Here is a 21846-nt window from a genome sequence, read left to right on the forward strand (position 1 = left end):
TCAGGCGCGTGCGGTGTTCTCGAAGCCGCGGACGGCTTCGGCGGTGGCGGTGCGGCACAGGTCGTCCTGGGCGATCGGACGCGCGGCAAGGCGCGTCGCGCGGACGGAGGGAACCTCCGGACCCGTCGTCGGGTCAAGCGGGTGGCGGGTGTTCGACAGCGCGATCAGCAGATCCTGCTCGGCGCGCAGCTCGACCCAGTCGTCGCCGTTCAGGAGCGCCGGGTTCCAGAAGAACTGCCCCTCGCCATCGACGCGCACCGGCGCGAAGAAGGTCAGCAGCGCGGGCAGGTCGCGCTTGTCGAGGCCGAGCTTGGCGGTGGCGAGGATCATGTTCTCGCGCGTCGAGCGGAAGGCGGGGGTGAAGGGCGCGCGCGCCGGCATCCCGCCGCTCAGCGCGTCGTTTGCGCCCGCCGAATCCTCGGTGATCGAGAACAGCACCCGCCCCATGTCGGAAAACACCACGCGGCCCTTCTTCAGGTCGGTCGTCCATTGCAGCTTGCAGGTGTCGGGCAGGTTCTGCCGTTCCGAGCTGTCGGCGGCGGACCAGGCAGCCAGGCTGACTGAGCCGCCCAGCCCGCCCGCCTCGAGCCGCAGGCTCTGGCCGCGGGCGAGCCGGCAGGTGTAATACCAGCCCCCCGGCACGGTCTCGGCCCAGATCACGCCCTCGGGCGCGGGGGCGGGGCGGGGGCTTGGCGCCGGAAGCGCCTTCGGCGCGGCGTTCAGCCCCTTGCGCTGGTGCTCCTCATAGCGCGCGCGGTCGGCGGCGATGGCGTCAGCGGAGCGGGGGATATGCGTCAGCATCGGGTTCCTCCTTGGGCCAGGTCGTCCCGGCGATGGGCCCCGGAATGGTCGGGTCGTCCCGACCGGGCAGGAGATCTGCGTCCCAGATCGTGGTCTTGCCGGCACTGCGCGGCGGCCAGATCAGGATGTCCCTGGTGATCGTCGCGCCATAGCGCAGCCGTTCCTCGGGACGGTCGCGGGTGCGCTCGAAGGCGATGATCCGGGTGGCGAGGGTGAAGGCCTCCCTGAGGTCATGCGTCACCATCACCACGGTCATCGGCACCTCGTTCCACAGCCGCTTCATCAGCCGGTGGATGTCGGAGCGGATGCCCGGATCGAGCGCGCCGAAGGGCTCGTCCAGAAGCAGCACCTTCGGCTTCATCATCAGCGCCTGCGCAAGGGCAAGGCGCTGCTGCATGCCGCCCGAAAGCTGGGCGGGATACTTGTCTTCGCTGCCGGCGAGCCCGACCTCGGCCAGCATCGCGTGCGCCTCGTCTGCGATCGCGCGGCGGCGCACGCCGAAGGTGCGGCCGAGGAGGCGGCTTGCCCGCAGCTCGGGCCCGGCCATGACATTGCCGAGCACCGTCATGTGCGGAAAGACCGAATAGCGCTGGAACACCACGCCGCGGTCGGGGCCGGGCTCGTGCGGCAGCGGTGCGCCATCAAGGGTGATGGTGCCGCGCGTCGGCGCCTCCTGTCCCAACAGCATGCGCAGGAAGGTGGTCTTGCCGCAGCCCGAGGGGCCGACGAGGGCGATGAAGGCGCGCGGCGCAATCGTCAGATCGACGTTTTGCAGCACGACCTGATCGCCGTATTCCTTCCACAGGTTCCGGATCTCGATGCCGCTCATCTGCCGCGCTCCAGCTCCGACCAGGGGAAGACCCGCCGGCGCAGGGCGGTCAGGCCAAGGTCCATCGCCACGGCAAGCAGGGTGATCCAGGCCACATAGGGGAAGATCACGTCCATCGAGAGATAGCGGCGCACCAGAAAGATCCGGTAGCCCAGCCCCGAGTCGGCCGAGATTGCCTCGGCCGCGATCAGGAACAGGAAGGCCGGGCCGATCTGCAGCCGCAGGCTGTCGATCAGCCGCGGCAGCACCTGCGGCAGCACCACCCGGGTCGCGATGAGCCAGGTCGAGGCCGAGAGCGTCTCGGCCTTGATGATCTGCTCGCGCGGCAGCGCCTGCGCCGAGAGCGCAAGGTCGCGGATCAAGATCGGCGCGACGCCGATCACGATCAGCGTGACCTTCGATACCTCGCCAAGGCCCAGCACGATGAACAGGATCGGCAAGAGCGCGAGCGGCGGCACCATCGAGACGACGGCGACGAAGGGCGCCAGCACCGCGCGCACCACGGGCAGGATGCCGTTCAGTAGGCCCAGCAGCAGCGCGAGCGCCGTGGCGATGCCGATGCCGGCGAACAGCCGGCCAAGGCTTGCCGCGCTGTCCGACCACAGCAGATACAGCCCGGTGCGGCGATCGGCGGTGAAGGCGTAGAGCTTCACCGTCTGCACGATCGTCGACAGCGCCGGCAGCAGCTTGTCACTCGGGTTTTCCGCCAGCCGCACCGCCGAGCCCACCAGATAGGCGAGCGCCAGCACCACGAAGGGCAGGCAGGCGAGGAGGACTGCCGTCCCCCGTCGCGGTCTGACATTGATGAGCCGCATCGCCCGACCCGCTTACAGCTTGCCGTCCCGGGCGAGTTTCATGAACGCGTCGGTATAGCGGAACTTGACGTTCGCGCTGTCGCCCAGCACGGCGCCGCCGGGCATCTCGATGCCGATCGCATCGGCCGAGGTCGCACCGGTGCCGAGCAGCCCCTTGTCGAAGAGGAAGGTGCGCACATGGTCCATCGTGGTCGGCAGCTCGGCCGAGGTGACGAAGGCGACGCCATCGGCGGGCTTGTCGAAGAGGCGCGTCGCGGCAAGCTGTTCCTCGAACCCGGCCTGATCGGTGCCCGAGGCGGCGCCCATGGCGGCGCGCGCGGCGGCGCCCTCGGCGCTGTCCGCCTGCATCAGCGTCACGGTGTCATACCAGATCCCGGCAAGGGCCTTGCCGAAATCGGGGTTCTCCGTCAGCACCTCGGTGTTCGCCACCATCATGTCGATGATCTCGCCCGGGATCTTCGAGCTGTCGAAGACGACATGGGCATCGGGCAGCTTGGCGATTTCCGACACCATCGGGTTCCAGGTCACCATCGCGGTCACGTCCGGGGTCTGGAAGGCGCCGACCATGTCCGGATCGGCGGTGTTGACCACCTTGACGTCCTTCTCGGTCATGCCGGCGCTTTCGAGCCCGCGCACCAGCAGGTATTCCGAGACCGAGAACTCGACGAGGTTGACGCTCTGGCCCTTGATGTCGGCCAGGCTGTCCTTGCCCTTCAGGATCACCGCGTCATTGCCGTTCGAGAAATCGCCGATCACCACCGCGGTGGTGTCGACGCCGCCCGCGGCCGGGATCGACAGCCCGTCCATGTTGGTCAGCGTCACCGCGTCATAGGCGCCGGCGGTGTACTGGTTCATCGACTCGACATAGTCGTTGAACTGGGTGACCTCGATCGTCAGGCCGTATTTGTCGGCCCATTTCTGCACGATGCCATGGTCGGCGGCATAGCCCCAGGGCATCCAGCCGGCATAGATCGACCAGGCGACCTTGAAATCGGTCTTCGGAGCGGCAAAGGCGGGCGAGACGGCGAAGGCGGCCAGGGTTGCGAGCGAGCCGAGAAGGGTGGCGCGGCGGGTCGTCATGGGTCGTTCCTTTCACGTTCAAACTGCATACATGAAGGGACGAACGGACCATCGTTCCGCCAATCCCTTGGCTGGACGAGGTCTCCCGGGTTTTTATCCCGCCGTGCGCCGAACGGGGATGTCTCCCCCGCCGGTGGCAGCTCTCGGACCAGACGCATCTCTGCCGGAACCCTAGCCGCCAACTCTGGTCCCATGACGCCAAGCGGGGCGGGATGGGTCAAGGATTTCACCCGCCCCGCGCGGCAGTGCGGCGCGGGCGGGGGCGCCTTGCCCGTCTGCGCGACGCAATTTCCGGCCGGCGGGCAAAAATGCGGCAGTTCCGGCACGGGGCGAGGCGCGACTCGGCCCGGGGCTCAATGGAAGTCGCGGCTTGGAAACAGCCGTTTCGCCTGCTCGCGCGGGTGGCGGGCGCGCGGAGGCACGCGGGCGGGGCGGGGGGCATCGTCCGCCTCGGGCCGGGTCAGCCCGACCACCGTGTCGAGCGGATGGCCAAGCGCGGAAAGCCGCGGCGACAGATCCTCGATCGTCTCGGCGATCAGGTGCACGACGATGCCCTCGCGCTCGAGCCGGCCGGTCACCCGCAGCAGTCGCCCGCCGATCACCGCGCGGCGGAAGCGGGCATAGACCGCGCGCCAGACCACCACATTCGCGGTGCCGGTCTCGTCCTCGAGGGTGAGGAAGATCACCCCCGAAGCGGTGCCGGGCCGCTGTCGGGTGATGACGAGGCCGCAGACCGAGACCCGCTGCGGCGGCGCGGTGGCAAGATCTGCCGCCGGGATCAGACCCGCGATCCCGGGCCGCAACAGCTCCATCGGATGGGCGCGCAAGGTCAGGCGCAGCGCGACGTAATCCTCGACCACCTCCTCGCCCAGATGCATGGGCGGCAGCTCGACCGCAGGCTCGGCCCCGCCCTCGCCATCGAGCGGATCGGCAAAGAGCGGCAGCGGCGCCGGCGCCCGGATCGCCCGCACCGCCCAGAGCGCATCGCGCCGGGTGAGCCCCATGCCGGCGAAGGCGTCGGCCTCGGCCAGACGTTCGAGCGTGGGGGCGCGGGTGCCGGCACGTAGCCACAGGCTTTCGGGGTCGGGATAGCCGTTGCCGCGAGCGGCGACGATCCACTCGGCCTCTTCCGCGCGAAAGCCGCGGATCTGCCGGAAGCCGAGCCGCAGCGCCAGCCGGCCGTCACCGCGCCGCTCGAGGCTGTTGTCCCAGCCCGAGTGGTTGACGCAGACCGGCCGCACCTCGACCCCGTGCTCGCGCAGGTCGCGCACGATCTGGGCGGGGGCGTAAAAGCCCATCGGCTGGCTGTTCAGCAGTGCGCAGGCGAAGATTGCCGGGTGGTGGCATTTCAGCCAGGCCGAGACATAGGTCAGCATCGCGAAGGCGGCGGCGTGGCTTTCGGGGAAACCGTAATCGGCAAAGCCCTCGATCTGCGCGAAACAGGCCTCGGCCACCTCGCGCGGATAGCCGTTCGCCTCCATCCCGCCGACGAAGCGGGCGTGATGGGCGCCGATCGTGCCCATGCGGCGGAACGAGGCGAGCGAGCGGCGCAGCTGGTCGGCCTCCTCGGCGGTATAGCCGGCGCCGACCACCGCGATCTGCATCGCCTGTTCCTGAAACAGCGGCACGCCAAGGGTCTTTGCGGTGACCGCGGCCAGCGCCGGGCCGAAGGGTTCGGGCGCCTCGAGCCCCTGACGGCGGCGGATATAGGGTTTGACCATGCCGCCCTGGATCGGGCCGGGGCGGACGATCGCCACCTCGATCACCAGATCGTAGAAGGTGGCGGGCTTCATCCGCGGCAGGAAGTTCATCTGCGCCCGGCTTTCGACCTGGAACACCCCCACGGCATCGGCGCGCGACAGCATCCGGTAGGTGGCGCCGTCCTCCTGCGGCACGCTGGCAAGGGTGAGTGTGGGCCCGCCGGTCCCGGCGAGCAGCGCGAAGGCCTTGCGCAGGCAGCTGAGCATGCCGAGGCTGAGCACGTCGACCTTCAGGATGCCGAGCGCGTCGATGTCGTCCTTGTCCCATTCGATCACCGTGCGCCCCTCCATCGCCGCGTTCTCGATCGGGCACAGCGCATCAAGCCGGTCGCGGGTGATGACGAAGCCGCCGACATGCTGGCTCAGATGGCGCGGAAAGCCGATGATCTCGGCGATCAGCGCGACGGTGCGGGCGAGGCGCCGGTCGTCGGGGTTCAGCCCGATCTCGCGCAGCCGGGCGGGGTCGGGCCCGGCGTTCGAGCTGCCCCAGATCTGGCCCGAGAGCGCCGCCGTGACATCGGCCGAGAGCCCCATCACCTTGCCCACCTCGCGGATCGCGGCGCGGGTGCGGAAATGGATGACGGTGGCGCACAGGCCCGCCCGCTCGCGGCCATAGCGGGCATAGATCCACTGGATCACCTCCTCGCGCCGCTCGTGCTCGAAATCGACGTCGATGTCGGGCGGTTCGCCGCGGTGGCGCGAGATGAAGCGTTCGAACACCATGCCGATCATCTCGGGGCTGACATCGGTGATGCCGAGCGCCCAGCAGATGATCGAATTCGCCGCCGAGCCGCGGCCCTGACACAGGATCGCGCGCGAGCGGGCGAAGGCGACGATGTCGTGGACGGTGAGGAAATAGGGCGCATAGCCGAGCTCGCCGACCAGAGCGAGTTCCTTGCGGGCAAGGGCGTGGTAGCGCTCGGGGATGCCGTCGGGGCAGCGCCGGTCCAGGCCTTCGCGGGTCAGCCGCTCGAGCCGGGCCTGCGGCGGTTCGCCGTTCTCGACCTCGTCGGGGTATTGATAGCTGAGCTCGCCCAGATCGAAGGCGCAGCGCGCCGCGATCTCGAGCGTGCGGCGCAGCGCGGCGGGGTGGCGGCGGAACAGCCGCGCCATGTCGGGCGCGCCCTTCAGCCGGCGCTCGGCATTGGGCAGGGCGCGGGTGCCGATCGTGTCAATGGTGACGCCCTCGCGCAGGCAGGTGAGCACATCGGCAAGCGGGCGGCGCGCGGCGCGGTGCATCAGCACATCGCCCACGGCCACCATCGGCGCCGAGGCGGCGAGCGCCAGCGCCGCGCAGGCATCGAACCAGGTCTGATCGGAGCCGTCATAGCGCGGCGCGGCGCCGGTGAAGACCTGCCCCGGGAAGCGGCGCTGCACCCGGGTCAGGGGGGCAAGCGCGGCGGCCGTGTCGGCGGGCGGCAGCGCGATCAGCACGAGCCCCGCGCCGCGGGCAAGCAGGTCATCGAGCCCGAGCGCACATTGGCCCTTCGGTGCCCGCCGCCGGCCGAGGGTCAGAAGCTGCGTCAACCCGCTCCAGCCGGCGCGGTCGATCGGCAGGGCGAGCCATTCGACCGGGCAGTCGGTCAGCACGATCCGCGCCCCGGCGATCAGCCGCGGCAGGGTGACGGGGGGCGCCACGGCGCAGGGCGTGGCGGGCGACAGCTCCTGCCGCGAGGAGGGGTCGACCTGCCGCGTTGAGCGCACCGCCGCCTGCGCCTCCTCGCGCAGCACCTTCAGCGCGGTCCAGGCCCGCACCACGCCCGCGACCGAGTTGCGGTCGGTGATCGCGAGGGCGGCAAGCCCGAGCTCGGCCGCGCGCACCACCAGTTCCTCGGGGTGGGAGGCGCCGGTGAGGAAGGTGAAGTTCGAGGTGATGCAGAGCTCGGCATAGGCCGGGGGGGCGGTGAGGGGGGCGGCAGAGGGGGCGCTGCCCCCGGCGCCTGCCGGCGCCTCCCCCGAGGTATTTCGGGCAAGGAGAAAGCCCGGGGGCGGGGTGGTGGCGGCGTGGGGGGGCGGGACTGCGGTTCCGGCGGCCGCGGGCGCGTCGGCCGGCCGGGGCGGCCCGGGCGGGGGCGGGGCGGTCATGCGAATTCGCCCTGCACCCACCAGCCCGGTTCCTGCGGGGTGTGGAACAGCCACAGCCGCCGGCCCTGCCACGTCTCGATCCGCCAATAGTCACGCAGCCCGCTGCGCCAGGCGGGATCGTCGAACCACCATTCCGGGGCAAGCCGTTCCGGCCCCTCGGCGCGGGCGGTGCTGAGCGCCATCCGGCGCCAGCGGAAGGCGCGCGGCGGGGTGCTGCCCGCCGCGGCGACGGGTTCGGGCGGGAACAGGACGAGCGGGCGCGGCCGCGGGGCGTTCCAGCCGCTCGCGGGGCGCGAGAAGACGGCCGGCGCGGTGAGGAAGCCTCGCTCGGGCACATGGCTGTCGGCCGGCAGCAGACGCAGGATGTTCTCGAGCCCGATCCGGGTGCCGATCCGGCTGAGCAGGTCGCCAAGCCGGGTCGGGTCGCCCGGGGCGGTGGTCGTGCCGAGCTGCTCGGCGGGCAGGGGCTCGACCTGCACCGCCTCGAGCCGCAGCTGGTCGATGCCGAAGCCCGCGTCCACCGCCTCGATCCCGCGGGTGAAAAGCGGCAAGATCCGCGCCGGGTCGCGCAGCGCGGCGGCAAGGCGCAGCTCGACCTCCTGCGTGTCGCGGTCGACGCGGCGCAGGGTCAGGCGCAGCACCCGCGCTCCGGCCTGTTGCGCGGCGAGCCGCTCGCACAGCGCCGCGAGCAGCCGCGCGGTGCCGGCCTGCACGTCGGCCACAAGGCCGATCGGGTCGGGCAGGGTCAGGCGCAGCGCGAAGCGGGGCGGTTCGGCGCCCGGGGTCAGGGGCTCGGGCGTGGCGCCGGTCGCGGCATCGAGCCGGTCGAGCAGCGCGGCACCGAAGCGGCGCGCGAGGGGCGCGCGCGGGGTGCGGGCGAGATCGCCGACGTGGCGCAGGCCAAGCCGCTGCAGCGCCGTCACCGTCTCGGGCGCGAGCCGCAGCGCCGCGACCGGCAGCCCGGCGATCGCGGCAAGATCTGCGCCGGGCGGCGCCACCCCCTCGCCGTGATGGGCCAGCGCCCAGGCCGCGCCGCGGCTCGAGGCGAGGCCGAGGCAGGCAGTGAACCCCGCCCGCGACAGCCGCGCGCGCAGATCGGCAAGCACCCCCGCCTCGCCGCCGAAGAGATGCGCCGCGCCGGTGATGTCGAGGGCAAGCCCGTCCTCGCCCTCGAGCCCGACCCAGGGGCTGTAGCGCGTGGCCCAGCGGCGCAGCGCCGCCAGCAGCTGTGCCTCGCGGTGCAGATCGGCCGGGCGGGTCTGCAGCGCAGCGCAGAACACCCGCGCCTCGGCCAGCGCCATGCCGCGAAACAGCCCCGCCGCCTCGGCCGCGCGGTTCAGGCAATGCAGCCGCTCGGCATTGCCCTGGCGCAGGGTCAGCGCGAAGGGCCCCTCGAGCGGGTGCGCGCGCAGCGCCCCGTCACTCGCGAGACGGGGAAACCACACGCAGACGATGCGTCGCTGCTTCCCACAGAACATCCCAGGCCCCCGTTGTTCCTGATTTGTTCTTTATACTTTCCCAGCGGAACGGAGTCGAGTCCGGCCCCGGTTGCGGCGCAAGGCGGGGCGTGGCGCGCCAGCGCGTCTCGGCGGCGTTGCTGCCCATGCCCTCGGGGATCAGGCACAGCCCGGTGGCGCCGCCCGCGCCCGCGGCGAGCTGCAGCCGCCGCCCCTCGCGCAGATCGAGCGGGCGGGTGACGGCCAGCACGACCAGCGGCACGGTGCCGTCCTTCAGCGCCTCCTCGGCCACGGCAAGGCTGTCGGCCTGCGTGCGGGTCTGGGCGATCAGCAGGCGGGCGGGGTCGAGGAAGGGAAGCAGGCCCTGCGGGGTCAGCGCCTCGCGGCTGTGGGCCTCGCGGATCCACAGCACCGGCCCCGTGCCCGGGGCGGCGCAGATCGCGGCGAAGGCGGTGGCGCCGGGGCCGCAGACCTCGTGGACGCGGCCGGGGCGCAGCGGGTAACCGGGGATCGGGGTGTCACTCATGCGCGCAGGATAGCCGCGCGCGGGGCGACGGGGAAGGGCTCAGCCGCGGCCGCGCAGCTCGTGCCGGAAGACGAGCGCCGCGCCAAGCGCCACCACCGCGGCGAGCGCGAACCAGGTCAGCGCATAGCTCAGATGGGCGTTGCGGAAGGCCACCACGGTCTGCCCGCCGCGCGGCCAGGCGGCGGGATCGCCGAGCTCGGCATCGACGAAATAGGGTGCGGCGGGGCTGAGGCCCAGCGTTTCGGTGATCGAGCCGATGTCGCGGCGATACCATTTGCGTGCCGCCGGATCGTTCTCGCGCGAGAACAGCCAGCCGCGATCTTCCGAGATCCGCAGCAGGCCGGTCACTGTCACCGGACCCTCGGGCTTGCGGAAGTCGCCGACGCGGCCGAGGGCCTCGGGCAGGAGGCCGCGGTTGACCATCACCACGGTGCCGTCGTCGCGTGCAAGCGGGGTCAGCACCCAGAAGGCCGGGCCGTAATCGGACGGCGTGTAGATCAGCACCGTGTCGGCGTTGAGGAACTGGCCGGACAGGGTGACGCGGCGATACTCGGCGCTTTCGGCGCTGATCCCGGGCCAGTCGGCGGGGCCGGGGGCGGGCACCGGTTCGGCATGGATGCGGGCATCGACGCGGGCGATCAGGTCGAGCTTCCAGTGCAGGCGCTCGATCTGCCAGACCCCGAGCGCCGAGAAGGCGGCGATGCCGAGGACGGCAAGAAGGGCGGTCAGGATCAGGCGGGCAGGGCGGCGGGGGCGGGACATCGTCCTTCTCCTCATGCGAACGGGCCTCATGCAAACGGGGCCGGAAGACCGGCCCCGTCGGGATGCGTCACGCGGCGGGGCTCAGCCCTGCTGCGATTGCAGCGTCATCATGTGATCCATGTCGGGCATCGGCATCATGTTCTCGTTCATGTTGTGCATGACCCAGAGCGAGCCCGCGAGCACGATCACGAGGATGATCACCGAGAAGATCGAGGCGGCGAGCGTCCAGCCCCCCTCGGCCGAGCGGTTCACATGCAGGAAGAACACCAGATGCACGAGGATCTGCACCGCGGCGAGCCCCATGATCAGGCCGATCATCGCGATGCGGCTGATCTGCACCTCGCCCATCACCAGCGCGAAGGGAACGATGGTGAGCAGCGCCGCGAGGGCAAAGCCCGTCATCAGCGTGCCCATGCTGCCGTGGCTGCCGTGTTGCGTATGTGCGCTCATCAGATCAGCCTCACCAGATAGACGAAGGAGAAGACCCCGATCCAGACGAGGTCAAGGAAGTGCCAGAACATGCTGAGCGTCGAGAGCCGCTGCATGTTCGCCGGCACCAGACCGCGCTGGCCGACCTGAACGAGCAGGGTGACCAGCCAGATCAGGCCCGCGGTGACGTGCAGACCGTGGGTGCCGACAAGCGCGAAGAAGGCCGACAGGAAGGCCGAGCGGTCCGGCCCCGCGCCGATATGCACGAGGTGGCGGAACTCGTAGACTTCCATGCCGATGAAGCCCGCGCCGAAGAGCGCGGTGACCACCAGCCAGGCCATGGTGGCGCCACGCGCGCCGGCCTCGGCCTTCAGCATCGCGAGGCCGAAGGTGACCGACGAGATCAGCAGCAGCGCGGTTTCCACCGCGACGAAGCCGGGCTCGAACAGGTCCTTCGGGCCGGGCCCGCCGGCATAGTTGCCGCCGAGCACCGCATAGGTCGCGAACAGGCAGCCGAAGATGATGCAGTCGCTCATCAGGTAGATCCAGAACCCGATCGCGGTCGGGCTGGAATGGCCGGCGCCGTGGTCATGGTCATGGGCCTGCGCGGCGGCGAGGCCGGGGATCGCCCCGGCCCGGGTGGCGTCGAACGGGGTCATGCCGTCGCTCCTTTCGCTTCGGTCGCGGCAACGGTGGTCGCCGGGATGAAGTAGTCGCGGTTGTAGTTGAAGGTATGGCCGATGCCGATGGCGATCATCGCGAGGAAGGCAAGGCCGGCCAGCCACCAGATGTACCACACCATCGCGAAGCCGAAGGCGAGGGCGAAGGCTGCCAGCAGAACGCCGGTCGCGGTGTTCTTCGGCATGTGGATCGGCGCATAGCTTTCCGCCCAGGTGAAGCCTTCCTGCTTCATCCGCCAGAACTCGTCACGGCCGCGCACATGGATTTCCTGCGGGAAATTGTAGGGCGCGGGCGGCGACTGCATCGCCCATTCGAGCGTGCGGCCGTTCCACGGGTCGGGCCCGCAGGCGAGCTTCTTGCGGTTCAGGATCGAGTAGCCGAAGTTCGCGAAGGTGCAGAGGATGCCGCACAGGATCAGCAGCGCGCCGAAGGCCGCGACGATGAAGTAGGGCTGCCAGGCGGCATCGGCATAGGAGTTCATCCGCCGCGTCACGCCCATCAGGCCAAGCGCGTAGAGCGGCATGAAGGCGAACCAGAAGCCGATGAACCAGAACCAGAAGGTCGCCTTGCCGAGCCGGTCGTCAAGCTTGAAGCCGAAGGCCTTGGGCCACCAGTAGCTGACCGCGGCATAGACCGCGAAGACCACGCCGCCGATGATCACGTTGTGGAAGTGCGCGATCAGGAACAGCGTGTTGTGGAGCTGGAAGTCGACCGGCGGAACCGCCAGCAGGACGCCCGTCATGCCGCCGATGGTGAAGGTCACGAGGAAGCCGATCGTCCACAGCATCGGCACTTCGAGCCGGACCTGGCCCTTGTACATGGTGAACAGCCAGTTGAAGATCTTCACCCCCGTCGGCACCGAGATGATCATCGTGGTGATGCCGAAGAAGGTGTTGACGTTCGCGCCCGAGCCCATGGTGAAGAAGTGGTGCAGCCAGACGACGAAGCTCAGCACCATGATGCAGGCGGTCGCATAGACCATCGCCTTGTAGCCGAAGAGCGGCTTGCCCGAGAAGGTCGCGACGATCTCCGAGAAGATGCCGAAGCAGGGGATGATCAGGATGTAGACTTCCGGGTGGCCCCAGATCCAGATCAGGTTGATGTACATCATCGCATTGCCACCAAAGTCATTGGTGAAGAAATGCGTGCCGAGATAGCGGTCGAGGGTCAGCAGCGCGAGCGAGGCGGTCAGCACCGGGAAGGCCGCGACGATCAGCACGTTGGTGCACAGCGTCGTCCAGGTGAAGACCGACATGTCCATCAGCTTCATCCCCGGCGCGCGCATCTTCAGGATGGTGGCGATCAGGTTGATGCCGGAGAGCGTCGTGCCCACGCCCGCGATCTGCAGCGACCACAGGTAATAGTCCATGCCCGGCCCGGTCGAATAGGCGGCGCCCGAGAGCGGCGGGAAGGCGAGCCAGCCGACGCGCCCGAACTCGCCCACGAAGAGCGAGATGTTCACGAGGAGCGCGCCCGCCACCGTCATCCAGAACGAGAAGTTGTTCAGGAACGGGAAGGCCACGTCGCGCGCGCCGATCTGCGCCGGCATCACATAGTTCATGATCCCGGTCACGAAGGCCATGGCGACGAAGAAGATCATGATCACGCCATGCGCGGTGAAGACCTGGTCGAAGTGGTGCGGCGGCAGATAGCCCGTCGCGCCGCCCGCGGCCATCGCCTGCTGCGCGCGCATCATCAGCGCATCGGCAAAGCCGCGCACCATCATGATGAAGCCGAGCACCATGTACATGATGCCGATCTTCTTGTGGTCGACCGAGGTGACCCAGTCGCGCCACAGCGGCATCCACAGCCGGAAATAGGTCATCAGCGCCAGGACGGCGAGGCCGCCGAGCGCGACGCCCGCGAAGGTGCCGATCAGGATCGGCTCGTGATAGGGAATCCAGTCGAGGGTCAGCCGCCCGAAGATCGGGGAGATCACCTCGCCGGCGTTTGCAACTTCAGTTGACATGGATCGCAGCCTCCGTGCGGCCGGTGCCGCAGATCAGGTCGGGGTTGGTCAGGAAGGCCTCGTGGAAAGCCATCGGTTCGGGTGCGGGCAGGTCGAGCGGATTGCCGAAACCGTCGATCGCGCGGGCGCGGTCGTAGTCGTAGGCGGGCGCGTTCGCGATGCCGTTCAGCCCGCCGCCACCCATCTTGTCCTGCATCATCATGTCGCCGACGCAGACCTTGCCGGCCTCGACGCAGAGCCCGACGATGCGGGCGAACAGCCCGTCCTCGACCGAGCCGTAATGGCGCACCGGTTCGGCGATGGTCGGCCGCTCGAGCGCCAGATAGGTGTCGCGGGTCAGCGCCTCGGGGCTGGCCTTGGCGGCCGCGACCCAGGCGTTGAAGTCGTCGTCGCTCATCGCGCGGGTGTCGAAGGTCATCTGCGAGAAGCCCGGGCCCGAGTAATGCGCCGAACGGCCGGCGAAGGTGCCGGGATTGTCGGCGATCAGGTGCAGCTGGGTCTCCATCCCGGCCATGGCATAGACCATGCCGCCAAGTGCGGGGATCGAGAGCGTGTTCATCACCGTCGAGGAGCTGATCCGGAAGTTCACCGGCCGGCCGGCGGGAATAGCCAGCTCGTTCACCGAGGCGACGCCGAGCTCGGGATAGATGAACAGCCATTTCCAGTCGAGCGAGACGGCCTCGACCTCGATCGGGGTGCCGGCGTTCAGCGCGCTCAGGTCGCGATAGGGATCGAGCCGGTGGGTGTAGATCCAGGTCACCGCGCCAAGTGCGAGGATGATCAGGATCGGCACGCCCCAGACCACCACCTCGAGCTTGTTCGAATGGGTGAAGGTGGGATCGTAATCGGTGCTGTCGGGGCGGTCGGCGCGATATCGCAGCGGGAAGTAGACCGCCATGAACAGCACCGGCACGATCACGATCAGCATCAGCAGCGTCGCGATGACCAGAAGGTTGCGCTCTTGTCCTGCGACCCAGCCCTGGGGCGACAGAACGTCGAACTGGCAGCCGGAAAGCGCGAATGCGCCAGCCGTCGCCAGCAGGAGTTTCGGTGATCTGAGCAAGTCTTGCCTCTTGAGCTTGTCCGGGCGCGGCTGCGGGCCGGGGAGGCGGGCAGGCCGGGCGCGTTTGCGCTATCGGGCTAGGGCGCGATGCGACAATATGCGCCGCGACATTCTGTCGCACGGTCTTGAAACCCCAATATTGAGAAAAATCCTCGCGCATTCGTGACCGTGTGTGAGCGGCCGCGTGCGGCGGAAATGGGCCGATGCCCGGGTTTTGTGCGCGTGGGGGCAGAACTCCGGCCGTTCCGAGTCGGATCGCGCAGCTGCGCACGCTTGCGTGAGCAAGGCACCGCCGACGCCCCTGCGCCTTGCCCCGATGCGCCGCCCTGTCATATCAAGCCCCGACTCCCGTCCGTTGCGGGACCAGCAGGGGCAAGAGGACATGAGGACGCAGCAGATCGTCGATCCGACCCTCGCCGAGGGGCAGCCGGGCCCGCGCGCGGGCGATTACATCGTGCTGCTGAAGCCGCGGGTGATGTCGCTTGTCGTGTTCACCGCGCTCGTCGGCATGCTGGTCGCGCCGGGGCACCTTGATCCGCTGCGCGCCGCGATGGCGATTGCCTGCATCGCGGTGGGCGGCGGTGCCTCGGGCGCGCTGAACATGTGGTGGGATGCCGACATCGACGCCAAGATGAAGCGCACCGCCGGCCGGCCGATCCCGGCGGGCCGCGTGGCCGCACGCGAGGCGCTGGCGATCGGGCTGGCGCTGTCGGTGCTGTCGGTCGGGCTGCTGGCGGTGGTGGCGAATGGCATCGCCGCGGCGCTGCTGGCCTTCACCATCTTCTTCTATGTGGTGATCTATTCGATCTGGCTGAAGCGCTCGACGCCGCAGAACATCGTGATCGGCGGTGCCGCCGGGGCCTTCCCGCCGATGATCGGCTGGGCGGTGGCGACGGGCGGCGTCTCGCTCGAAAGCCTCCTGATGTTCGCGCTGGTCTTCATGTGGACGCCGCCGCATTTCTGGGCGCTCGCGCTCTTCGTCAAGTCGGATTACGGCCGCGCCGGCATCCCGATGCTGACCGAGACGCATGGCCGCCGCGTCACGCGCAACCACATCCTCGGCTACACCCTGCTGCTGATCCCGACCTCGCTTTCGCTCGGGCTGACGGCGATCGGCGGGCCGGTCTATCTGACCGTGGCGGCGGGGCTGAACCTGCGCTTCCTCGCCGGCGCCTGGCGGGTCTTCCGCCGGCCCGAGGCCGCCGCCGAGGCCGATGGCCAGGCCGCCGAGAAGCGGCTGTTCCGGCTGTCGCTCTCCTATCTCTTCCTGCATTTCTGCGCGCTTCTGGCCGAGGCGGCGCTGCATGGCGCGGGGCTCGCCCGCTGGTAGGCGGTTGGCATCGGGGCGCGGGCCGGTCTAAATGCCCCTGAGCCCCGGGGTCGGGGCACAGCGCCGGGGCCGCCGATGACCGAGACACGCCAGCCCAGTTCCGCCCGCATCGCCGAGGAGCTGATCTTCCGCATCATCCGCGGCGAGCTGATCGCCGGCGAGCGGCTGCGTCAGGACCATATCGCCGAGGAATTCGGCACCAGCCATGTGCCGGTGCGCGAGGCCTTCCTGCGGCTGATCGGCAAGGGGCTGGCGGTGAGCGAGCCCAATCGTGGCGTGCGCGTCGCGCCGCTCGACCCCGCCGCGCAGCGCGAGCTGCGGGCGATGCGCGGCGTGCTCGAACCGTTGGCGCTGCGCCATTCGGTGCCGCATCTGAGCCCGGTGCAGATCGCCGAGGCCGAGGCTGCGCGGCGCCTTTGCGACGCGGCGCAGAACATCTTCGACTGGGAAGAGGCGAACCGGGCCTTTCACAGCGCCACCTATGCCGGCTGCGGCATGCCGCGGCTGCAGGAGGAGGTGGCGAACCTGCAACTGCTCGCCGCGCGCTATCAGCTGGTGCATTACAAGGAACGCTGGCGACCGCGCATCGATCCAGACCATCACGCGATCATGGCGGCGATCCGGCGGCGCGACCCGAAGGCTGCGGGCGCGGTGCTGGAACGTCACCTGTCGCGGATGAGCTGAGACGCGCGGCGCGCGACCAGCCAGCTTGCGGCATAGGTCAGCGGCACGCCCTCGGTCGTGGCAAAGCGGTCCTCGTAGGCGTGCAGGAACCGCAGCAGCGCGCCACGCGAGCGGATCTGCCCGGCCCGCGCATTCACCCCGGTCGCGCGCAGATGCTGCAACACCGCAAGCGCGCTGTCGAACTTCAGCGTGACCGACCAGTCGCCCGCGCCCGCGACCTGCCAGCCCGCGGGCAGAAGCGCGGCAAGCCCGGCCCCGCTCAGGCACGACGGCGCGCCCGCGCCGCTGCCAAGCGCGCGCAGTTCGGGGAAATGGTCGGGGCCGAAGCCCGAGAGCGCGAGGAACCCGCCCGGCGCCACCGCCCCGGCCAGCCGTGCGACGACCGCGCATGGGTCCTCGAGCCACTGGATCATCGAGGAGGAGGCGACGAGGTCGAGCTTGGCGGGCAGCGCGATCTGCGCGATGTCGCCGGGCAGCGCCACGGCGCGGGGCAGGGCAGGCGGCGTCGCACTGAGGTCGTTGAGCCAGAGCCGATCGGGCGCGAGGGTGCTCAGATGCCGGCTCAGATGCCCGCTGCCGCAGCCGGCCTCGAGCACGCGGGCGAACCGTTTCGGCCCGGCCGCGGCGCGCAGCGCGGCAAACAGCCGGGCGGCGATCTCGCGCTGTGCCACGGCCGCATCGTGATAGCTGCCCGCGCCGCGGGCAAAGCTGTGCGCGACGCGCGGGGTGAGGGCGCTCATGTCAGTGCCTCCGTCCAGTGTCGCCAGCCGGCGAAGGGATTGTGGCCGGTCTCGGTCCAGCGCAGCCGGTCGGCCTGCCCCTCCCAGGCAAGCGTCAGCGCCTCGGGGGCGAAGATCCGGTCGCGGCGGGCAAGGGTGATCCGGTCGAAGGCGGGCACCGGCGCGGGCGGGCGCGCGGCGACGGCATGCAGCTCGTCGCGCAGCGCGGCGATGTCGGGGACGGGGACGGGCGCACCGGCACGGCGGGCAAAGCGGGCAAGGCTTGCCTCCGACAGCCCCTCGGCCGTGGCGCGCAGCACCCCGGGCGCGATGCCGCGGCGCGCGTCGCAGGGGAAGGGCGAGCCGCAGACGGCATGGAGTTGCACGGGCGGGCGGGGCAGTTGCGCGAGCACCGCGCCCGCCGCCGCGACGCCGAAGGAATAGGCGACGAGGGTGACGCGGTCATAACCCGCCGTCACCGCGTCGCGCCAGTCGAGGGCGCGATAGTCGCTCAGCACCAGCACGTCGGCCGCGGTTCCAAGGTGCCGGAAGGGCTCGGCCCCGACCGCCCATCCGCCAAGGACCAGCAGCAGATCGGCCCGGCCCACGCGGCTCAGCCACTCGGCTCTCATGTCGCCTCCCGCGCGATGGCGACCATCGCGGTGGTGATGCGCGAGACGTCCTCGGGCCCGGTGACAAAGGGCGGCATGGTGTAGAGAAGCCGCCCGAAGGGGCGCAGCCAGACACCGGCCTTACGGCAAAACCCGTGCACCTGCGCGCCATCGAGGGCCGCGCGCATCTCGATCACCCCGATCGCGCCGAGGGTGCGGACGTCGGCCACCTCGGGCAGGTCGCGGGCGGGGGCAAGCTCGCGGGCAAGCTGCGCCCCGATCCGGGCAACGGCGCCCTGCCAGTCGGTCTCGGCCAGCAGATCGAGGCTTGCGCAGGCCGCCGCACAGGCGAGCGGGTTCGCCATGAAGGTCGGCCCGTGCATCAGCACCCCGGGATCGCCGGCCGAGATCCCGGCTGCGATTGCTGTGCTGGCGACGGTGACCGCGAGGCTCATCATGCCGCCGGTCAGCGCCTTGCCCAGACACAGGATGTCGGGCGTGACCCCGGCGTGCTCCATCGCGAACATCCGCCCGGTGCGGCCAAAGCCGGTGGCGATCTCGTCGAAGATCAGGATCACCCCGTGCCGGTCGCACAGCGCGCGCAGCCCGCGCAGGAAGGCGGGGTGGTAGAACCGCATCCCGCCCGCGCCCTGCACCACGGGCTCGAGGATGAAGCCGGCGATCTCGGCCGCCTTTTCCTCGAAGAGCGCGGCCACCGCGCCAAGCCCGTTTCGGGCCGGGTCCTCGGGCCAGTCGGCGCCGAAGGCCACCGGCGGCGCGGGGGTGAAATGCTGCACCGCCAGCGCCGCGCCGAAATGGCCGTGCATGCCGGTGACCGGGTCGCACAGGCTCATCGCCGACCAGGTGTCGCCGTGATAGCCGCCGCGCACCGTGGCAAAGCGGGTGCGGCCGCGGGCGCCGCGGGCGAGTTGTGCCTGCACCGCCATCTTCAGCGCCACCTCGACCGAGACCGAGCCGCTGTCGCAGCAAAAGATCCGGTCGAGCCCCGGCGGCAGCAGCGCCACCAGCCGCGCCGCCAGTCCGATCGCCGCGTCATGCGTCAGCCCGCCGAACATCACATGCGGCAGGCTGTGCAGTTGCGCCTCGAGCGCCGCGACCAGCCGCGGGTGGCGGTGGCCATGCGCCGCGCACCACCATGACGACATCGCGTCGATCATCGGCGTGCCGTCGTCGAGGGTGAGCCAGATCCCCTCGGCTTCGCGCACCCGGTGCACGGGCTGCGGCGCTGCCATCGAGGTGTAGGGGTGCCACAGGTGGGTGCGGTCGATCGCCAGCGGGTCCATCACCACACCTCGTGCAGCGGCGAGAGATCGAGCCCGGCGAAGGCCGCGGCGAGGGTGGTGGGCGTGAGCGGGTCGAGCCGCGGCAGGCGGCCGAGCGTCGCGACCCGGCCGATCTCGCAGATCACCGACTGGGTGTCGGCGACCTCCTCGCCCAGAAACACCACGCCGGCGACGCGCACGCCGCGCGCCCGCAGCGCCTCGAGCGACAGGAGCGTGTGGTTGATCGTGCCGAGGGCGGTGCGCGCGGCGAGGATCACCGGCACATCCCAGCCGGCGATGATGTCGAGGAAGAGGCTGCGGCGGGTCAGCGGCACCATCAGCCCGCCGGCGCCCTCGACCACCAGCGGCCCCGGCACCTCGGGCAGCGTCAGGCGGGCAGGGTCGATCTCCACCCCCTCGCGTTCTGCCGACAGATGCGGCGAGGCGGGCAGGCGCAACCGATAGGCCTCGGGCAGCACGGGCCGGCCGGAAAGCCGCGCGACGGTGTCGCTGTCGGTCGGGCCGTCAAGACCCGATTGCACGGGTTTCCAATAGCTTGCCTTCAGTGCGGCCGTGAGGCCCGCGCTGAACACGGTCTTGCCGATATCGGTATCGGTGCCGGTGACGACGACAGTTTCGGGGCGGCTCATGATTGGCTCCTGAGCTGGGCGAGGGTTTCGAACAGCGCGGTGATCTCGGCGGGGCCCACCGCTCCGGTGAGCGAGAGGCGCAGCCGCGCGGTGCCGCGCGGCACGGTCGGCGGGCGGATCGCGCGGACGTCGAAGCCGCGCGCCTGCAAGGCCGTGGCGCGGGCCAGCGCGCGGCCGTCCTCGCCCTCGATCACCGGCAGGATCTGGCTGGTGGCGGGGGGCAGGCCGCACAGCCGCGCGGCCTCGGCCCCGGCATGGGCAATGCGCGCCTGCGCCGCCGCCTGCAGTTCGGGGCGTTCGACAAGGCCGCGCAGCGCGGCGCGCAGGATCGCGGCCATCAGCGGCGCGGGGGCGGTCGCGAAGATGAAGGGGCGGGCGCGGTTCACCAGCGTCTCGATCAGCACCCGCTCGGCGCAGATCAGCGCGCCCGAAGCGCCAAGCCCCTTGCCGCCGGTGTGCAGCGTGACCAGCGCAACGTCGGTCAGCCCATGCGCAAGCCCCGCGCCATGCGGCCCGAAGACGCCGGTCGCATGCGCCTCGTCGACCACCAGCACGGCGTCATCGGCGCGGGCGAGGGTGGCAAGATCGGCAAGCGGCGCAAGGTCGCCCTCCATCGAATAGACGCTCTCGACCGCGATCCAGACCCGGCCGGTGCCACCCGCGCGCCGCCATGCGGCGATCAGGTCGGCGGCGTCGGTCACGTTGTTATGGGCGAAGGCGCGGGTCTCGGCGCGGCCAAGGCGCATCCCCTCATGCGCGCTCGCGTGCACCAGCGCATCGTGCAGGATCAGGTCGCCCCGCATCGGCAGCGTGGCAAAGATCGCCTGGTTCGCCTGAAAGCCGCCGCCCATGAACAGCGCCGCCTCGGCCCCGAAGAAGGCCGCGGCCTCGGCCTCCAGTGCCTCGTGCTCGGGATCGTTGCCGCGCAACAGACGCGAGCCGCCGGCGCCGATCGCCACGCCACGGGCCAGCGCCGCGGCGGCGGCCTCGCGCAGCAGGGGGGAGGCCGCAAGGCCCAGATAGTCGTTCGAGGCGAAATCGAGCCCCCGCGCCGGCGCCAGCGCCCGCCCCCGGCCGCGCGCGGCCAGCGCGCGCAGCGCCGCGGCGTGGCGGGGAAAGGCGCTCATGCCGCGCATCCGCCGCAGCAGCCGGTGCCGCAGCTGCCGTCGGGCGTCGCCTCGACCTCGACCTCGGGGCCGGTCTCGGCGGCCAGGCCGAGCTTGGCGAAGAGCATCGCGTCACGGTCCTCGCCGGGGTTGCCGGCGGTGAGCAGCCGATCGCCCACGAAGATCGAATTCGCTCCGGCGAAGAAACACATCGCCTGCAGCTCGTCGCTCATCTCGCTGCGCCCGGCGGAGAGCCGGACATAGGAGCGCGGCATCAGGATGCGGGCGGTGGCGATGGTGCGCACCAGCTCGATCGGGTCGAGCCGCGGCGCCGCGGCGAGCGGCGTGCCTTCCATCGGCATCAGCATGTTGACCGGCACCGATTGCGGCGGTTCGGGCAGATTGGCGAGCGTCTCGAGCATCGAGATCCGGTCCGCGGCGGTCTCTCCGAGCCCCAGAATGCCGCCCGAACACACCGAGATCCCCGCGGCGCGCACCGCCTCGAGCGTGTCGAGCCGGTCGCGGAAGCTGCGGGTGGTGATGATCTCTGGGTAGAAGCGTTCCGAGGTGTCGATGTTGTGGTTGTAGTAGTCGAGCCCCGCGCCGCGCAGCCGCACCGCCTGGTCGCCCGACAGCATGCCAAGCGTCATGCAGGTCTCGAGCCCGAGCGCCTTGACGCCGCGGATCATCGCCTCGACCGCGGGCATGTCGCGTTCCTTCGGCGAGCGCCAGGCGGCGCCCATGCAATAGCGCGTGGCGCCCGCGGCCTTCGCCCGGCGCGCCTCGGCCAGCACCCGCTCGACCTCCATCAGCTTCGAGGCCGACAGCTCCGACCCGTTGCGCGCCGATTGCGAGCAATAGGAACAATCCTCGGGACAGCCGCCGGTCTTGATCGAGACGAGCATCGAGCATTGCACCCGGTTCGGGTCGAACTGCGCGCGGTGCACGGTTTGCGCCTCGAACAGAAGGTCCATCAGCGGCTGGTGGTAGATCTCGGCGGCGGGGCGAGTCTTAAGGCTCATGCGCATCCTCCCTGCGGGTCTGTGGCGTCGATTATTGATAGCGATGCTGACTTTCCGGATTCATCCATAAAATAATCTATGATTTTGCCGGATGGGGCTTGCCGGACGGCGGCGGTAAGGCCGGAAGATCCACCGGAACTTGCATATTTCCTGAACTTTCGTTCAGAAAATATGCGTGACAAAA

Annotated in this window: 20 protein-coding genes and 1 riboswitch; of the genes, 2 read left to right on the forward strand and 18 right to left on the reverse strand. The window is 70.4% G+C overall.

What is annotated here, in order from left to right:
* From DYS74_RS08955 to cyoA, 12 genes are all read right to left on the reverse strand, one after another.
* Positions 1–801 (reverse strand): urea amidolyase associated protein UAAP1, encoded by an 801-nt coding sequence (locus tag DYS74_RS08955; RefSeq protein ID WP_220668837.1) that lies wholly within the window; start codon positions 799–801, stop codon positions 1–3.
* On the reverse strand, positions 773–1630 hold the full coding sequence (locus DYS74_RS08960; protein ID WP_121533005.1) for an ABC transporter ATP-binding protein: 858 nt from the start codon (positions 1628–1630) through the stop codon (positions 773–775). The genes DYS74_RS08955 and DYS74_RS08960 overlap by 29 nt, the downstream gene beginning before the upstream one ends.
* Positions 1627–2445, reverse strand: coding sequence for an ABC transporter permease (locus tag DYS74_RS08965; protein WP_121533007.1), 819 nt, complete (start codon positions 2443–2445; stop codon positions 1627–1629). Before DYS74_RS08965 ends, DYS74_RS08960 begins: the two co-directional genes overlap by 4 nt.
* 12 nt (positions 2446–2457) lie before the next feature.
* Positions 2458–3525: a putative urea ABC transporter substrate-binding protein gene (locus DYS74_RS08970; protein WP_121533009.1), complete on the reverse strand. Its 1068-nt coding sequence runs from the start codon at positions 3523–3525 to the stop codon at positions 2458–2460.
* Between the two features lie 80 nt (positions 3526–3605).
* Positions 3606–3711, reverse strand: a riboswitch (guanidine-I (ykkC/yxkD leader).
* Positions 3712–3878: 167 nt separating this feature from the next.
* Positions 3879–7370, reverse strand: a complete 3492-nt coding sequence (locus DYS74_RS08975; RefSeq protein WP_245965244.1) for an error-prone DNA polymerase — start codon at positions 7368–7370, stop codon at positions 3879–3881.
* Positions 7367–8848 (reverse strand): Y-family DNA polymerase, encoded by a 1482-nt coding sequence (locus tag DYS74_RS08980; protein WP_121533011.1) that lies wholly within the window; start codon positions 8846–8848, stop codon positions 7367–7369. The genes DYS74_RS08975 and DYS74_RS08980 overlap by 4 nt, the downstream gene beginning before the upstream one ends.
* Positions 8790–9353 carry a hypothetical protein gene (locus DYS74_RS08985; protein WP_121533013.1) on the reverse strand — a complete coding sequence of 188 codons (564 nt, stop codon included), beginning with the start codon at positions 9351–9353 and terminating at the stop codon, positions 8790–8792. The genes DYS74_RS08980 and DYS74_RS08985 overlap by 59 nt, the downstream gene beginning before the upstream one ends.
* A gap of 39 nt (positions 9354–9392) precedes the next feature.
* Positions 9393–10115, reverse strand: coding sequence for an SURF1 family protein (locus tag DYS74_RS08990; protein ID WP_121533015.1), 723 nt, complete (start codon positions 10113–10115; stop codon positions 9393–9395).
* 81 nt (positions 10116–10196) lie between these two features.
* Positions 10197–10565, reverse strand: coding sequence for a cytochrome o ubiquinol oxidase subunit IV (gene cyoD / locus DYS74_RS08995; RefSeq protein ID WP_113900636.1), 369 nt, complete (start codon positions 10563–10565; stop codon positions 10197–10199).
* Positions 10565–11203, reverse strand: coding sequence for a cytochrome o ubiquinol oxidase subunit III (gene cyoC / locus DYS74_RS09000; protein ID WP_113900637.1), 639 nt, complete (start codon positions 11201–11203; stop codon positions 10565–10567). The genes cyoD and cyoC overlap by 1 nt, the downstream gene beginning before the upstream one ends.
* Positions 11200–13194 (reverse strand): cytochrome o ubiquinol oxidase subunit I, encoded by a 1995-nt coding sequence (gene cyoB, locus DYS74_RS09005; protein ID WP_121533017.1) that lies wholly within the window; start codon positions 13192–13194, stop codon positions 11200–11202. Before cyoB ends, cyoC begins: the two co-directional genes overlap by 4 nt.
* Positions 13184–14257 (reverse strand): ubiquinol oxidase subunit II, encoded by a 1074-nt coding sequence (cyoA, locus tag DYS74_RS09010; RefSeq protein WP_121533019.1) that lies wholly within the window; start codon positions 14255–14257, stop codon positions 13184–13186. Before cyoA ends, cyoB begins: the two co-directional genes overlap by 11 nt.
* 382 nt (positions 14258–14639) lie before the next feature.
* On the opposite strand from cyoA, the gene cyoE reads away from it, so the two are divergent.
* Both cyoE and DYS74_RS09020 read left to right on the forward strand, forming a co-directional pair.
* Positions 14640–15587: a heme o synthase gene (gene cyoE / locus DYS74_RS09015; RefSeq protein ID WP_121533021.1), complete on the forward strand. Its 948-nt coding sequence runs from the start codon at positions 14640–14642 to the stop codon at positions 15585–15587.
* Positions 15588–15662: 75 nt separating this feature from the next.
* Positions 15663–16271, forward strand: a complete 609-nt coding sequence (locus DYS74_RS09020) for a GntR family transcriptional regulator (protein ID WP_121533023.1) — start codon at positions 15663–15665, stop codon at positions 16269–16271.
* On the opposite strand, the gene DYS74_RS09025 is transcribed toward DYS74_RS09020, so the two are convergent.
* Genes DYS74_RS09025 through bioB form a run of 6 tightly spaced genes read right to left on the reverse strand, consistent with a single transcriptional unit; the run spans position 16250 to position 21662 of the window.
* A complete protein-coding gene (locus DYS74_RS09025) occupies positions 16250–17011 on the reverse strand; it encodes a methyltransferase domain-containing protein (RefSeq protein ID WP_121533025.1) in 762 nt (253 codons plus the stop codon). The two genes, DYS74_RS09020 and DYS74_RS09025, sit on opposite strands and share 22 nt — an antisense overlap.
* Positions 17008–17622: a pimeloyl-ACP methyl esterase BioG family protein gene (locus DYS74_RS09030; protein WP_121533027.1), complete on the reverse strand. Its 615-nt coding sequence runs from the start codon at positions 17620–17622 to the stop codon at positions 17008–17010. The genes DYS74_RS09025 and DYS74_RS09030 overlap by 4 nt, the downstream gene beginning before the upstream one ends.
* Positions 17619–18905 (reverse strand): adenosylmethionine--8-amino-7-oxononanoate transaminase, encoded by a 1287-nt coding sequence (bioA, locus tag DYS74_RS09035; protein WP_121533028.1) that lies wholly within the window; start codon positions 18903–18905, stop codon positions 17619–17621. Before bioA ends, DYS74_RS09030 begins: the two co-directional genes overlap by 4 nt.
* Positions 18905–19534 carry a dethiobiotin synthase gene (gene bioD / locus DYS74_RS09040; RefSeq protein WP_121533030.1) on the reverse strand — a complete coding sequence of 210 codons (630 nt, stop codon included), beginning with the start codon at positions 19532–19534 and terminating at the stop codon, positions 18905–18907. Before bioD ends, bioA begins: the two co-directional genes overlap by 1 nt.
* Entirely contained in the window at positions 19531–20661 is a 1131-nt protein-coding gene (locus tag DYS74_RS09045) for an 8-amino-7-oxononanoate synthase (RefSeq protein ID WP_394342950.1), read from the reverse strand. The genes bioD and DYS74_RS09045 overlap by 4 nt, the downstream gene beginning before the upstream one ends.
* Positions 20658–21662: a biotin synthase BioB gene (bioB, locus tag DYS74_RS09050; protein WP_121533034.1), complete on the reverse strand. Its 1005-nt coding sequence runs from the start codon at positions 21660–21662 to the stop codon at positions 20658–20660. The genes DYS74_RS09045 and bioB overlap by 4 nt, the downstream gene beginning before the upstream one ends.
* Positions 21663–21846 lie beyond the last annotated feature (184 nt).

Origin of the sequence: Paenirhodobacter hankyongi, assembly GCF_003664585.1 — a bacterium.
In the GTDB taxonomy this organism is placed as follows: Bacteria; Pseudomonadota; Alphaproteobacteria; order Rhodobacterales; family Rhodobacteraceae; genus Rhodobacter; species Rhodobacter hankyongi.